Raw genomic sequence first — 14,052 nt, 5'->3', positions numbered from 1 at the left:
GCCCCCGGGGGCATCCGCGTGCGACCACAGGATCACCGCTCCGACGTCGCGGCATGGAATCATGGCGTCCCAAGCCAACCGGGGTTCCGTGAACTGCCGTTGGTGAACAGTGGACAGTGTGTGGACTTCAGGCCATGGCCTTCAGGGGGAGGAACGATGGCGGACACCTTCGGGCCCGTGCGTGACGCGAACGACGCCGACGAGATCGCCGGTGCCGGCGCGGACAGCGGTTTCCGGAAGGAGCCGATCAGAGTTCTCGTGGTGGACGACCACGCGCTCTTCCGCAGAGGGCTGGAGATCGTTCTCGCCCAGGAGGAGGACATCCAGGTCGTCGGTGAGGCGGGCGACGGGTCGGAGGCGGTCGACCAGGCCGCCGATCTGCTCCCCGACATCGTCCTGATGGACGTACGGATGCCCAAGCGCGGTGGTATCGAAGCCTGCACGGCCATCAAGGAGGTGGCCCCCAGCGCGAAGATCATCATGCTGACGATCAGCGACGAGGAGGCCGACCTCTACGACGCCATCAAGGCCGGAGCCACCGGCTATCTCCTCAAGGAGATCTCCACGGACGAGGTGGCCACGGCCATTCGCGCGGTCGCCGACGGACAGTCCCAGATCAGTCCTTCCATGGCGTCCAAGCTGCTTACCGAGTTCAAATCGATGATCCAGCGGACCGACGAACGCAGACTGGTTCCCGCGCCGCGCCTCACCGACCGGGAACTCGAAGTCCTCAAGCTCGTTGCCACGGGCATGAACAATCGCGATATCGCGAAGGAACTGTTCATTTCCGAGAACACGGTGAAGAACCACGTCCGCAACATTCTGGAGAAGCTGCAGTTGCACTCCAGGATGGAGGCCGTGGTCTATGCCATGCGGGAGAAGATCCTGGAGATCAGGTAAGGGCGGCCGGCCAGGCGCACCGGCTCGGGCGCGCCGGGGAGCACCGGCTCAGGCCAGAGCGCGGGCGATTTCCCGGGCGAGCGGCTCGCGCAGCTCCGCCGCGTCGACCCGCTCCAGCCGGACGCCGGTGCACCCGACCCAGGACGCGGCCTCCGCCAGTGCCTCGGCCATCGGTGCCACGGCCTTCCGGCCCGCCAGCGACACCTGCCGGGCGACCAGGGTGGCGCCCTCGCGCGCCGGGTCGACCCGGCCCAGCAGCTTCCCGCCCGCCAGCAGGGGCATCGCGAAGTATCCGTGGACCCGCTTGGGCTTGGGGACGTAAGCCTCCAGGCGGTGGGTGAAGCCGAAGATCCGCTCGGTGCGCGCCCGCTCCCAGACCAGTGAGTCGAACGGCGACAGCAGGGTTGTACGGTGCCGCCCGCGCGGCTCCGAGGCCAGTGCCGCGGGGTCCGCCCAGGCGGGCTTCCCCCAGCCCTGGACCGTCACTGGCACCAGCCCGGAGTCCGCCACCACCGCGTCGAACTGCTCGGCCTTCAGCCGGTGGTAGTCCGCGAGGTCCGCCCGGGTGCCCACGCCCAGGGACTGCCCGGCGAGCGCGACCAGCCGCCGCAGGCACTCCGCGTCGTCCAGATCGTCGTGCAGCACGGCGTCGGGCAGGGCGCGCTCGGCGAGGTCGTACACCCGCTTCCAGCCGCGCCGCTCGGTGCACACCACTTCGCCGTGCATCAGGGCCCGCTCGACGGCGACCTTCGACGCCGACCAGTCCCACCACTCCCCGCCGTTCTTCGCGCCGCCCAGCTCCGTCGCCGTCAGCGGGCCCTCGGCGCGCAGCTGCCTGATCACCGTGTCGTACGCGCCGTCCGGCAGCTCGTGGTTCCAGTGCGGGCGGGCACGGTAGGCGCGGCGGCGGAAGGCGAAGTGCGGCCACTCCTCGACCGGCAGGACACAGGCCGCGTGCGACCAGTACTCGAAGGCACGGCCGCCCGACCAGTACGCCTCCTCCACCGCGCGTCGGCCGACCGCGCCGAGGCGCGCGTACGGGATCAGCTCGTGCGACCGGGCGAGCACCGAGATCGTGTCGAGCTGTACGGCGCCGAGGTGCCGCAGCACGCCCGGAACCCCGGAGCGGCGGTCCGGGGCGCCGAGGAATCCCTGGGCGCGCAGCGCGATCCTGCGGGCCTGGTCGGCGGAGAGTTCAACGGCGGGCTGCGGCACAGACGTCATGCCCCGCACCCTAGGGCCAGGCACTGACAAGCGGCCGAGGGGCTGTGGAGCCCCGGGCGGCGGTCCTGGCGGGGCGAACACTTTTCGGGACTTCCGGCACCTTCGGAGCGTCCCGGCCGTTGATGCGGAGGGGCACGGCGGGGCCAACGCGGCGGCGGCCCTCCCGGCGCGGCGGGGTCCTCGCTTACGATGGCCGTTGCGGTGGGGCCTACCTGCCGTGCCCGCGCCAGAGTCCATCCAACGACCCAGTGCCAGGCCCGACCGGCAAGGAGACCAGCCTCAGTGTCCGTCTTCAACAAGCTCATGCGTGCAGGCGAAGGCAAGATCCTGCGCAAACTGCACCGCATCGCGGACCAGGTCAGCTCCATCGAAGAGGACTTCGTCAACCTCTCCGACGCCGAGCTGCGGGCGCTCACCGACGAGTACAAGGAACGGTACGCGGACGGCGAGAGCCTGGACGACCTGCTCCCCGAGGCGTTCGCGACCGTCCGTGAGGCGGCCAAGCGCGTTCTCGGACAGCGTCACTACGACGTACAGATGATGGGCGGCGCGGCCCTTCACCTCGGCTACGTGGCCGAGATGAAGACCGGCGAGGGCAAGACCCTGGTCGGCACCCTGCCGGCGTATCTCAACGCGCTCTCCGGCAAGGGCGTGCACCTGATCACGGTCAACGACTACCTGGCCGAGCGTGACTCGGAGCTGATGGGCCGTGTCCACAAGTTCCTCGGTCTGACCGTCGGCTGCATCATCGCCAACATGACCCCGGCCCAGCGCCGGGAGCAGTACGCCTGCGACATCACGTACGGCACGAACAACGAGTTCGGCTTCGACTACCTCCGCGACAACATGGCGTGGTCGGCGGACGAACTCGTCCAGCGGGGCCACAACTTCGCGGTGGTCGACGAGGTCGACTCGATCCTCGTCGACGAGGCCCGTACGCCGCTGATCATCTCCGGCCCGGCCGACCAGGCCACCAAGTGGTACGGCGACTTCGCCAAGCTGGTCACGCGGCTGACCAAGGGCGAGGCGGGCAACCCGCTCAAGGGCATCGACGAGACCGGCGACTACGAGGTCGACGAGAAGAAGCGGACCGTCGCCATCCACGAGCCCGGTGTCTCGAAGGTCGAGGACTGGCTCGGGATCGAGAACCTCTACGAGTCGGTGAACACCCCGCTCGTCGGGTACCTCAACAACGCCATCAAGGCCAAGGAACTCTTCAAGAAGGACAAGGACTACGTCGTCATCGACGGCGAAGTCATGATCGTCGACGAGCACACCGGCCGTATCCTCGCCGGCCGCCGCTACAACGAGGGCATGCACCAGGCGATCGAGGCGAAGGAAGGGGTGGACATCAAGGACGAGAACCAGACGCTCGCCACGATCACCCTGCAGAACTTCTTCCGTCTCTACGGCAAGCTCTCCGGCATGACCGGCACGGCGATGACCGAGGCGGCCGAGTTCCACCAGATCTACAAGCTCGGTGTGGTGCCGATCCCGACCAACCGGCCGATGGTCCGCGCCGACCAGTCGGACCTGATCTACCGCACCGAGGTCGCGAAGTTCGCCGCTGTCGTCGACGACATCGCCGAGAAGCACGAGAAGGGCCAGCCGATCCTGGTCGGCACCACCTCGGTCGAGAAGTCCGAGTACCTCTCGCAGCAGCTCTCCAAGCGCGGTGTCCAGCACGAGGTCCTCAACGCCAAGCAGCACGACCGCGAGGCGACGATCGTCGCCCAGGCCGGCCGCAAGGGCGCGGTCACGGTCGCGACGAACATGGCCGGCCGAGGCACCGACATCAAGCTCGGAGGCAACCCCGACGACCTCGCCGAAGCGGAGCTGCGGCAGAGCGGTCTCGACCCGGTCGAGCACGTCGAGGAGTGGGCGGCGGCGCTGCCCGCCGCGCTGGAGAAGGCCGAGGGGGCCGTGCGGGCGGAGTTCGAAGAGGTCAAGGAGCTCGGCGGGCTGTACGTCCTGGGCACCGAGCGCCACGAGTCCCGCCGGATCGACAACCAGCTGCGCGGACGTTCCGGCCGTCAGGGCGACCCGGGCGAGTCCCGTTTCTACCTGTCGCTCGGCGACGATCTGATGCGGCTGTTCAAGGCGCAGATGGTCGAGCGCGTCATGTCGATGGCCAATGTGCCCGACGACGTGCCGATCGAGAACAAGATGGTGACCCGGGCGATCGCGTCGGCACAGTCGCAGGTCGAGCAGCAGAACTTCGAGACGCGCAAGAACGTCCTGAAGTACGACGAGGTGCTCAACCGTCAGCGTGAGGTCATCTACGGCGAGCGCCGCCGGGTCCTGGAGGGCGAGGATCTGCAGGACCAGATCCGCCACTTCATGGACGACACGATCGACGACTACATCCGCCAGGAGACCGCCGAGGGCTTCGCGGAGGAGTGGGACCTCGACCGGCTGTGGGGCGCGTTCAAGCAGCTCTACCCGGTGAAGGTCACCGTCGAGGAGCTGGAGGACGCGGCCGGTGACCGGGCCGGGATCACGGCCGAGTTCATCGGCGAGTCCGTCAAGGACGACATCCACGAGCAGTACGAGACGCGGGAGAAGCAGCTCGGCTCGGACATCATGCGTGAGCTCGAGCGGCGTGTGGTGCTGTCCGTCCTGGACCGCAAGTGGCGCGAGCACCTCTACGAGATGGACTACCTCCAGGAGGGCATCGGCCTTCGTGCCATGGCGCAGAAGGACCCGCTGGTCGAGTACCAGCGCGAGGGCTTCGACATGTTCAACGCCATGATGGAGGGCATCAAGGAGGAGTCCGTCGGCTACCTGTTCAACCTGGAGGTCCAGGTCGAGCAGCAGGTCGAGGAGGTGCCGGTGCAGGACACGGCCGAGCAGACCTCGCTCGTCAAGGAGGACGCCGTTCCGGCGGCGCGTCCGGAGATCCGGGCCAAGGGCCTCGACGCTCCGCAGCGTCCGGACCGGCTGCACTTCTCCGCCCCCACGGTGGACGGGGAGGGCGGGGTCGTCGAGGGCGACTTCTCCAACGGCGGTGGTGCGGCCGGGTCCGAGTCGGACGGGCTGACCCGGGCGGAGCGGCGCAAGGCGCAGAAGAACGGCGGCGGCGGGCGGCGCCGCAAGAAGTGACGTGATGAAAGCCGCCCCCCGCCGCTGGCCTTGTCGGTGAGGCGGGCGGCCGGATCGGGGCCGGGGTCGGACGCGTGCGGGTGGCGTCCGGTCCCGGCCCCGACGCGTTCCCCCGGGTTCAGGGGGTAGCCGCCCCGCGCCTTGTGGGCTTTCGGGGGCCGTGCCCGGTGCCGTGTGGGCTCTGGGGGCCGTGCCCGGTGCCGTGTGGGCTCTGGGGGCCGTGCCCGGTGCCGTGTGGGCTCTGGAGCCGCGCCCCGCGCCTTGTGGGCTCTGAGGGTGCCCCTGGCGCCTTGTGGGCTCTGGGGTGGCGGCCCCGTGGGGCCCGTGCGGCGTTCGTGCCGTGCTGCCGCCGCGCTAGAGGGCCTGAGGGGGCTCCGCGTGGCTCTGTGGGGCCTCCGGTTGCCCCGGTGGGGCGTTGTCCCGCCGTCCGTGCCGCCTCGTGGACGGCACGGACGGCGGGGACGGCGTGGGCGGTCAGCGGGGCGCCGGCGCCGGGAGGCGTTCACCGCCCAGCTCCACCGCCGCGCAGCGCCAGCGCAGATCGCTGCCCTGCTCCAGGCGGAAGGCCATGGCCCGTACCTGCTCGCCCGCCGCGATGCTCGCGCAGGCCTCGACCACCCCCGGGGCCGGCTGGGCGCCGTGGCACATGCGGATGACCGGGCGGGCGCCGCGCGTCCCGAGCGGGGTGCGCGGGGCCAGTTCGGCCAGCTGGTCGTAGGCCTCGCCGATGGTGTGCCCGAGCATCCAGTGCACCGGGCGCTGACCGCTGAGCACGGCCAGCAGGCGCTCGGCGAACCAGTGGTGCGGACGTACGCGCCGGGGAACCCGGGCGCGCTGCTGCGGTACGGCGGCGGGCCCGCGCTGGTCGTGGCGGCCGCCGGGCCGGGTCCTGTTCGTGCTCATCGGTCATTGCCCCCGTGCTTCAGAGGCCCGGATGGATACCGGGCGGTAACTTCTGCTGGGGGACCTTCTACGGCGACGGCAGGGCGGCCGCAAGCCGCGCGGGCGTCCCGGGGCCGACCGGCCGGGATCACCTATCCGGGTGATGCGCCCCGGACCGGGCGAGGCGCGGAAGGGGTGCGGGGAGGGTGAGGGACGGGCGCGAGGTGGACGGAGCGGTGGCGGTGCACGTGACTCCAAAGGGGGACGTCGCACGTATCCTGAGGGCGTTTCCGACTACGAAAGCGGCCCGGCCATGCGCGTGTACGTCCCCCTGACCCTGTCCGGTCTCGCAGCGGCGCACCGGGCGGGCGAGATCGGCCCCGGCCCGCTCACCGCCTACGCGGTGACCCCCGCGCTGCGTGAGTGGTACGTCTCGGACGACATCGAGGAGCTGGAGTACGCGGCGCTCAGCCGGGCCGCCTCCGCCTCGCTGCGCATGATCGCGCAGAACCCCGACGCGGTCCGCAGGCGCGTCGTCGTGGCCGCCGAGGTGCCGGACGGCTCGGCCGTCGCCGACCCCGACCACAGCTTCGACCCGTCCTCGCTCGGCGAGGTGCGGATCGCCGCGGCCGTGGCGCTGGCGAGAGCCGCCGCGGTGCACGTCGACGCGGACGACGCGAAGGAGGACGTCACGGCGGCGGCCGCGGCGCTGGGCGCGGCGGACCACGGTGACGACGACGCGCAGTTCACCGTGGACGGCGCCGAGGACCACGAGCTGCTGTGGTTCGGCATCCAGGAGATCCCCAACCTGATCGGCTGAGAGGCCGATCGGCCGATCAGGTGAGCGGCCGTCCGGCCGATCCTCGAACGGCTGTCGTACCCGGCGGGTATTTTCTACGCATGGGGACGCACGGGAACCACCGCACACATCTGGTCTGGGACTGGAACGGGACGCTGCTCGACGACAACGTCGCGGTCGTCGGGGCGACGAACGCCGCGTTCGGCGAGGTCGGCCTGGAGCCGATCACGCTGGAGCAGTACCGCGAGATGTACTGCATACCGATCCCGCGCTTCTACGAGCGGCTGATGGGCCGGATGCCCACGGAGGCCGAGTGGGAGCGGATGGACGGCATCTTCCACCGCTATTACACCGAGCAGCGGGCCGCCTGCGGGCTGACCGAGGGCGCCGAGGACCTGCTCGCGCAGTGGCGGCTGGCCGGGCGCAGCCAGTCCCTCCTGAGCATGTACACGCACAACGAGCTGGTTCCCGTGGTGCGGGGGTACGGCATCGAGAGCCACTTCCTGCGGGTCGACGGGCGCACCGGCCCGTCCGGCGGCAGCAAGGCCCACTACATGGAGCGGCACATCGCCGCGCTGGACGGGATATCCCCCGAGCGCACGGTGGTCATCGGCGATGCCGTGGACGACGCGGTGGCCGCCGCCCATGTCGGGGCCAAGGCCGTCCTGTACACGGGCGGGTCGCACAGCAGGGCCAGCCTGGAGGCGGCCGGGGTGCCCGTGGTGGACAGCCTCGCGGAGGCCGCGCAGCTCGCCGAGGAACTGGCCGGATAGCGACCATGGGCGGGAGGGGCGCCACGCGGTGTCCCCGCTCGCCCGTACGGCCGAGCGGCGTCACCCGTACGGCCGTAGGGCATCAGTCCGTACGGGCGTGGCCCGCGCGACCCGTACGGACGGGCGTGCCGCTCCGGCGGCCCCCAGCCCGCAGCCGCGCGCCCGTGCGGGCGGGGCCGCCGGGCTCGTACGGCGTCCGGCGGGGTCAGGCGGTGACCGGGGCCTTGGCGCGCAGTACCTTCAGGAATTCGCGCATCCACGCAGAGTGGTCCGGCCAGGCACGGGAGGAGACCAGCGTGCCGTCGACCACCGCCTCGTGGTCCTCGAAGACGGCGCCCGCCGTCTGCATGTCGGGCTCCAGCGCGGGATAGGCGGTCAGCCGCCGCCCGGCCAGCGCACCGACCGCCGCCGTCATCAGCGGGCCGTGGCAGATCTGGGCCACCGGCCGGTCCGAGTCGAAGAAGGCCTTGACGATCTTGCGGAGCTCCCCGTCGTTGCGCAGGTACTCCGGCGCCCGGCCGCCCGGCACGACCAGCGCCACGTACTGCCCGGGGTCGACCTCGGAGAAGGCCAGGTCGGCGGGCCACGTGTAGCCGGGCTTCTCGGTGTACGTGTCGAAGCCGGGCTCGAAATCGTGCACCACGAACCGGAGCGTCTTGCGGGCGGGGGCGGCGATGTGGACGTCGTACCCCTCCTCGCGCAGCCGCTGGTAGGGGTAGAGGACTTCCAGCGACTCGGCGGCGTCACCGGTGACGATCAGGATCTTCGGTGCCATGACGGGGCTCCCGCGGTTCGTCGGCCTGATGGGTGTACCTGCGCGTACCCGCGCGTACCCAGAGTGCGGTACCTCGGGCCCGCGCGCTGTCCAGAGTGTCAAAGTTCCGGCTCATCTTTTTACACAAACGGCTCGTGACGGTCACCGGGGCAGGCGATATAGCCTGGACCTCGTGATCAGCGCGATATGCCTCGGGGGCAGCGAAGCCCCCGGCCTGCGCCCGGAGTGCCACCGCACCCGGGCCGTCGCTGATTCCCGCCGCACGGGCCGACTGCCAAAAATGGCCAATATCGCCCCGGGCGTCTCTCATAGCGACATAGCGTCGACCCTGACCGGATACCCCGCGTCGTGGCGGTACGTCGCTTTTCTCACCTACGTCACGCAACGGCGCGCGACAGGAGTCAGAGGACATGCAGACCAAGCTGGACGAAGCCAAGGCCGAGCTGCTCGAACGGGCCGCCAAGGTAGCTGACAACAGTCCGGGTGGTGGTGTCGGCGGGCCGGGCGGAAGCTCCGGGGTCCGTGTCGCGGGCACCGGGGACGCGCAGGAACGTCCCGGGCAGGACGTACTCCTCTCCTACCTGCAGCGTTACTACCTGCACACCGCTCCCGAGGACGTCACGGGCCGCGACCCGGTGGACGTCTTCGGTGCCGCCTCGTCTCACTACCGCCTCGCCGAGACCCGCCCGCAGGGGACGGCGAACGTGCGGGTGCACACCCCGACCGTCGAGGAGAACGGCTGGACGTGCAGCCACACGGTCGTCGAGGTCGTCACCGACGACATGCCGTTCCTGGTCGACTCCGTCACCAACGAGCTGTCCCGCCAGGGGCGCGGCATCCACGTCGTGATCCACCCGCAGGTCGTCGTACGCCGTGACGTCACCGGCAAGCTCATCGAGGTCCTCACCGAGGGCGACGGCGTCGCCGCGAGCCGCAAGGGCACCAAGGACGCGAAGGCCAAGCTGCCGCACGACGCGCTCGTCGAGTCCTGGATCCACGTGGAGATCGACCGCGAGACCGACCGCGCCGACCTCCAGCAGATCGCCGCCGACCTGCTCCGCGTCCTGTCCGACGTACGGGAGACCGTCGAGGACTGGGAGAAGATGCGCGAGTCCGCGCTGCGCATCGCCGACGACCTGCCCGGCGAGCCGCTCGACGGCCTCGGCGACGACGAGGTGAGCGAGGCCCGGGAGCTGCTGCGCTGGCTCGCCGCCGATCACTTCACCTTCCTCGGCTACCGCGAGTACGAGCTGAAGGACACCGACGCGCTGGCCGCCGTCCCCGGCACCGGCCTCGGCATCCTGCGCTCCGACCCGCACCACAGCGTCGACGAGCCGCACCCGGTCAGCCCCTCCTTCGACCGGCTGCCCGCCGACGCCCGCGCCAAGGCCCGCGAGCGCAAGCTCCTCGTCCTCACCAAGGCCAACAGCCGCTCCACCGTCCACCGTCCCAGCTACCTCGACTACGTCGGGGTGAAGAAGTTCGACACGGACGGCAACGTCATCGGTGAGCGCCGCTTCCTCGGCCTGTTCTCCTCCGCCGCCTACACCGAGTCCGTGCGCCGGGTGCCCGTCATCCGCCGCAAGGTCGCCGAGGTGCTGGAGGGCGCGGGCTTCTCGCCCAACAGCCACGACGGCCGCGACCTGCTCCAGATCCTGGAGACGTACCCCCGCGACGAGCTCTTCCAGACGCCCGTCGACCAGCTGCGCTCCATCGTCACCTCGGTGCTCTACCTCCAGGAGCGCCGCCGCCTCCGGCTCTACCTGCGCCAGGACGAGTACGGCCGCTACTACTCCGCGATCGTCTACCTGCCGCGCGACCGCTACACCACCGGCGTCCGCCTGCGGCTGATCGACATCCTCAAGGAGGAGCTGGGCGGCACCAGCGTCGACTTCACCGCCTGGAACACCGAGTCGATCCTCTCCCGGCTGCACTTCGTCGTCCGGGTGGCCCCCGGCACCGAGCTGCCCGACCTCACCGACGCCGAGGCCGACCGCATCGAGGCCCGGCTCGTCGAGGCCGCCCGCTCCTGGGCCGACGGCTTCCAGGAGGCGCTGGGCGCCGAGTGCGGCGAGGAGCGTGCCGCCGAGCTGCTCCGCCAGTACGGCCACTCCTTCACCGAGGGCTACAAGGCCGACCACACCCCGCGCGCCGCGGTGGCCGACCTCGTCCACCTCGAAGCGCTCAAGAAGGACGGGAAGGACTTCGCCCTCAGCCTGTACGAGCCGGTCGGCGCGGGCCCCGGCGAGCGCCGTTTCAAGATCTACCGGACCGGTGAGCAGGTCTCCCTCTCCGCCGTGCTCCCGGCCCTCCAGCGCCTGGGTGTCGAGGTCGTCGACGAGCGCCCGTACGAGCTGCGCTGCGCGGACCGTACGCACGCCTGGATCTACGACTTCGGGCTCCGGATGCCGCAGGCCAGCGGCAACGGCAGCTACCTCGCCGACGACGCCCGCGACCGCTTCCAGGACGCCTTCGCCGCCGTGTGGACCGGCGCGGCCGAGAACGACGGCTTCAACACGCTGGTGCTGGGCGCCGGGCTGACCTGGCGCCAGGCGGTGGTGCTGCGCGCCTACGCGAAGTACCTGCGCCAGGCGGGTTCCACGTTCAGCCAGGACTACATGGAGAGCACACTCCACAACAACGTGCACACCACCCGGCTGCTGGTCTCGCTCTTCGAGGCCCGGATGTCCCCGGAGCGGCAGAACGCCGGTACGGAGCTGACCGACGGCCTCCTCGAAGAGCTGGACGGTGCCCTGGACCAGGTCGCCTCGCTCGACGAGGACCGCATCCTGCGCTCCTTCCTCACCGTCATCAAAGCCACCCTGCGCACCAACTTCTTCCAGCTGGACGAGGACGGCAAGCCGCACGGCTACGTCTCGATGAAGTTCGACCCGCAGTCGATCCCGGACCTCCCGGCGCCCCGCCCGGCCTTCGAGATCTGGGTCTACTCGCCGCGCGTCGAGGGCGTGCACCTGCGGTTCGGCAAGGTCGCCCGAGGCGGCCTGCGCTGGTCGGACCGGCGCGAGGACTTCCGTACCGAGATCCTCGGCCTGGTCAAGGCACAGATGGTGAAGAACACCGTCATCGTGCCGGTCGGCGCCAAGGGCGGCTTCGTCGCCAAGCAGCTCCCGGACCCGGCCGTCGACCGTGACGCCTGGATGGCCGAGGGCATCGCCTCGTACCGCACCTTCATCTCGGCGCTCCTCGACATCACCGACAACATGGTGGCCGGAGAGGTCGTCCCGCCCAAGGGCGTCGTCCGGCACGACGAGGACGACACCTACCTGGTCGTCGCCGCCGACAAGGGCACCGCGAGCTTCTCCGACATCGCCAACGAGGTCGCCGTCGGGTACGGCTTCTGGCTCGGCGACGCCTTCGCCTCCGGTGGCTCCGCCGGTTACGACCACAAGGGCATGGGCATCACCGCCCGCGGCGCCTGGGAGTCGGTCAAGCGCCACTTCCGCGAGCTGGGCCACGACACCCAGACCGAGGACTTCACCGTCGTCGGCGTCGGCGACATGTCCGGCGACGTGTTCGGCAACGGCATGCTGCTCTCCGAGCACATCCGCCTGGTCGCGGCCTTCGACCACCGGCACATCTTCCTCGACCCGACGCCGGACGCCGCCACCTCCTACGCCGAGCGGCGCCGCCTCTTCGAGCTGCCCCGCAGCTCCTGGGCCGACTACGACAAGGACCTGCTCTCCGCGGGCGGCGGCATCCACCCGCGCAGCGCCAAGTCGATCCCGGTCAACGCGCACATCCGCGAGGCCCTCGGCATCGAGCCGGGAGTCACCAAGATGACGCCCGCCGACCTGATGCAGACCATCCTCAAGGCCCCCGTGGACCTGGTGTGGAACGGCGGCATCGGGACGTACATCAAGTCCTCCGCCGAGTCGAACGCCGACGTCGGCGACAAGGCCAACGACGCGATCCGCGTCAACGGCGAGGACCTGCGGGCCAAGGTGGTCGGCGAGGGCGGCAACCTCGGCGCCACCCAGCTCGGCCGGATCGAGTTCGCCCGGGGCGGCGGCCGGATCAACACCGACGCGATCGACAACAGCGCCGGTGTGGACACCTCCGACCACGAGGTGAACATCAAGATCCTGCTCAACGGCCTGGTCCGGGACGGCGACATGACCGTCAAGCAGCGCAACAAGCTGCTCGCCGACATGACCGACGAGATCGGCCGCCTGGTGCTGCGCAACAACTACGCGCAGAACGTGGCGCTCGCCAACGGCACCTTCGAGTCCGCCTCGCTGCTCCACGCCCATCAGCGCTTCATGCGCCGCCTGGGCCGGGACGGCGACCTCGACCGCGGTCTGGAGTTCCTGCCCAACGACCGGCAGATCCGCGAACTGCTCAACTCCGGCAAGGGGCTCAGCCAGCCCGAGCTGGCCGTGCTGCTCGCGTACACGAAGATCACCGTGGCCCGTGAGCTGATCCGGACCAGCCTGCCGGACGACCCGCGCCTCCAGCAGCTGCTGCACGCCTACTTCCCCGCCCAACTGCGCGAGCAGTTCCCCGAGGCGGTCGACGGGCACGCGCTGAGCCGCGAGATCATCACCACCGTCCTGGTCAACGACACCGTGAACAGCGGCGGTTCGACCTTCCTGCACCGGCTGCGGGAAGAGACCGGCGCCTCGATCGAGGAGATCGTCCGGGCGCAGTTCGCGGCCCGCGAGATCTTCGGCCTCGGCCAGGTCTGGGACGCCGTCGAGGCGCTCGACAACAAGGTCGCCGCCGATGTGCAGACCCGCATCCGGCTGCACTCCCGCCGGCTCGTCGAGCGCGGTTCGCGCTGGCTGCTCGGCAACCGGCCGCAGCCGCTGGAGATCGCCGCGACGGTCGACTTCTTCAAGGCGGGTGTCGACGAGGTCTGGGCCGAGCTGCCCAAGATGCTGAAGGGCGCCGACCTGGAGTGGTACCGGTCGATCCTGGAGGAGCTCGGCGAGGCGGGTGTCCCGGACGAGCTGGCCCAGCAAGTCGCCGGATTCTCCTCCGCCTTCCCGGCGCTGGACATCGTGGCGATCGCGGACCGCACCGGCAAGGCCCCGCTCGCCGTCGCCGAGGTGTACTACGACCTCGCGGACCGGCTGGGCATCACCCAGCTGATGGACCGGATCATCGAGCTGCCGCGGTCCGACCGCTGGCAGTCCATGGCCCGCGCCTCCATCCGCGAGGACCTGTACGCCGCGCACGCCGCGCTCACCGCGGACGTGCTGGCGGCGGGCAACGGCACCTCGACGCCCGAGGAGCGGTTCGTGGCCTGGGAGGGGAAGAACGCGGCGATCCTGACCCGTTCGCGCTCCACCCTTGAGGAGATCCGGGGCTCGGACGCCTTCGACCTGGCGAACCTCTCGGTCGCGATGCGGACGATGCGCACGCTGCTCCGTACGCACGCCTAGCCAGCGGTCCGTACCCCCGTGGTACGGAAGGAGGGCGGCCACCGGGTTGCGGTGGCCGCCCTTCGCCGTTCTCAGCCGAGCCGGGTCTCGGACGCCGCGTCCGGCGGGACCGGCTGACGGTCACCCCGCCTGCCGCCTGCCGCCTGCCGCCTGCCGCCCGCTGCCCGCCGCCCGCCGCCTGCGGCCCGCCGC

At 70.6% G+C, this 14,052-nt stretch carries 8 protein-coding genes; 5 read left to right on the top strand and 3 right to left on the bottom strand.

Going from position 1 to position 14,052, the window contains the following annotated elements; genetic code table 11:
• Positions 1-156: 156 nt before the first annotated feature.
• On the top strand, positions 157-900 hold the full coding sequence (locus ACFVWY_RS30795) for a response regulator (RefSeq protein WP_389878113.1): 744 nt from the start codon (positions 157-159) through the stop codon (positions 898-900).
• A gap of 48 nt (positions 901-948) precedes the next feature.
• On the opposite strand, the gene ACFVWY_RS30790 is transcribed toward ACFVWY_RS30795, so the two are convergent.
• Positions 949-2,124: a winged helix-turn-helix domain-containing protein gene (locus ACFVWY_RS30790; protein ID WP_389878111.1), complete on the bottom strand. Its 1,176-nt coding sequence runs from the start codon at positions 2,122-2,124 to the stop codon at positions 949-951.
• A gap of 282 nt (positions 2,125-2,406) precedes the next feature.
• On the opposite strand from ACFVWY_RS30790, the gene secA reads away from it, so the two are divergent.
• Positions 2,407-5,226, top strand: coding sequence for a preprotein translocase subunit SecA (secA, locus tag ACFVWY_RS30785; protein ID WP_389878110.1), 2,820 nt, complete (start codon positions 2,407-2,409; stop codon positions 5,224-5,226).
• A 474-nt stretch (positions 5,227-5,700) separates the two neighbouring features.
• Here secA and ACFVWY_RS30780 read toward each other — a convergent pair whose 3' ends face one another.
• Complete coding sequence (locus tag ACFVWY_RS30780) at positions 5,701-6,129, bottom strand: Rv3235 family protein (protein WP_389878108.1); 429 nt, start codon at positions 6,127-6,129, stop codon at positions 5,701-5,703.
• A 292-nt stretch (positions 6,130-6,421) separates the two neighbouring features.
• Between ACFVWY_RS30780 and ACFVWY_RS30775 the strand changes: the two genes are divergently transcribed.
• Together ACFVWY_RS30775 and ACFVWY_RS30770 are read left to right on the top strand one after the other, a co-directional pair.
• Entirely contained in the window at positions 6,422-6,928 is a 507-nt protein-coding gene (locus tag ACFVWY_RS30775; protein ID WP_389878107.1) for a DUF6912 family protein, read from the top strand.
• A gap of 80 nt (positions 6,929-7,008) precedes the next feature.
• On the top strand, positions 7,009-7,680 hold the full coding sequence (locus ACFVWY_RS30770) for an HAD family hydrolase (RefSeq protein ID WP_389878105.1): 672 nt from the start codon (positions 7,009-7,011) through the stop codon (positions 7,678-7,680).
• A gap of 205 nt (positions 7,681-7,885) precedes the next feature.
• On the opposite strand, the gene ACFVWY_RS30765 is transcribed toward ACFVWY_RS30770, so the two are convergent.
• Complete coding sequence (locus tag ACFVWY_RS30765) at positions 7,886-8,455, bottom strand: DJ-1/PfpI family protein (RefSeq protein WP_389878104.1); 570 nt, start codon at positions 8,453-8,455, stop codon at positions 7,886-7,888.
• Between the two features lie 410 nt (positions 8,456-8,865).
• Between ACFVWY_RS30765 and ACFVWY_RS30760 the strand changes: the two genes are divergently transcribed.
• On the top strand, positions 8,866-13,860 hold the full coding sequence (locus tag ACFVWY_RS30760) for an NAD-glutamate dehydrogenase (RefSeq protein ID WP_389878102.1): 4,995 nt from the start codon (positions 8,866-8,868) through the stop codon (positions 13,858-13,860).
• Positions 13,861-14,052 lie beyond the last annotated feature (192 nt).

This window comes from Streptomyces sp. NPDC058195 (assembly GCF_042883525.1).
GTDB lineage: Bacteria > Actinomycetota > Actinomycetes > Streptomycetales > Streptomycetaceae > Streptomyces.
This window is presented reverse-complemented; position numbering and strand designations above follow the sequence as displayed.

Excerpts from the sequence above, each read along its gene's own strand:
- ACFVWY_RS30795 (WP_389878113.1), top strand. The coding sequence starts at position 157 with ATGGCGGACACCTTCGGGCCCGTGCGTGACGCGAACGACGCCGACGAG.
- ACFVWY_RS30790 (WP_389878111.1), bottom strand. The coding sequence starts at position 2,124 with ATGACGTCTGTGCCGCAGCCCGCCGTTGAACTCTCCGCCGACCAGGCC.
- ACFVWY_RS30780 (WP_389878108.1), bottom strand. The coding sequence starts at position 6,129 with ATGAGCACGAACAGGACCCGGCCCGGCGGCCGCCACGACCAGCGCGGG.
- ACFVWY_RS30775 (WP_389878107.1), top strand. The coding sequence starts at position 6,422 with ATGCGCGTGTACGTCCCCCTGACCCTGTCCGGTCTCGCAGCGGCGCAC.
- ACFVWY_RS30770 (WP_389878105.1), top strand. The coding sequence starts at position 7,009 with ATGGGGACGCACGGGAACCACCGCACACATCTGGTCTGGGACTGGAAC.
- ACFVWY_RS30765 (WP_389878104.1), bottom strand. The coding sequence starts at position 8,455 with ATGGCACCGAAGATCCTGATCGTCACCGGTGACGCCGCCGAGTCGCTG.
- ACFVWY_RS30760 (WP_389878102.1), top strand. The coding sequence starts at position 8,866 with ATGCAGACCAAGCTGGACGAAGCCAAGGCCGAGCTGCTCGAACGGGCC.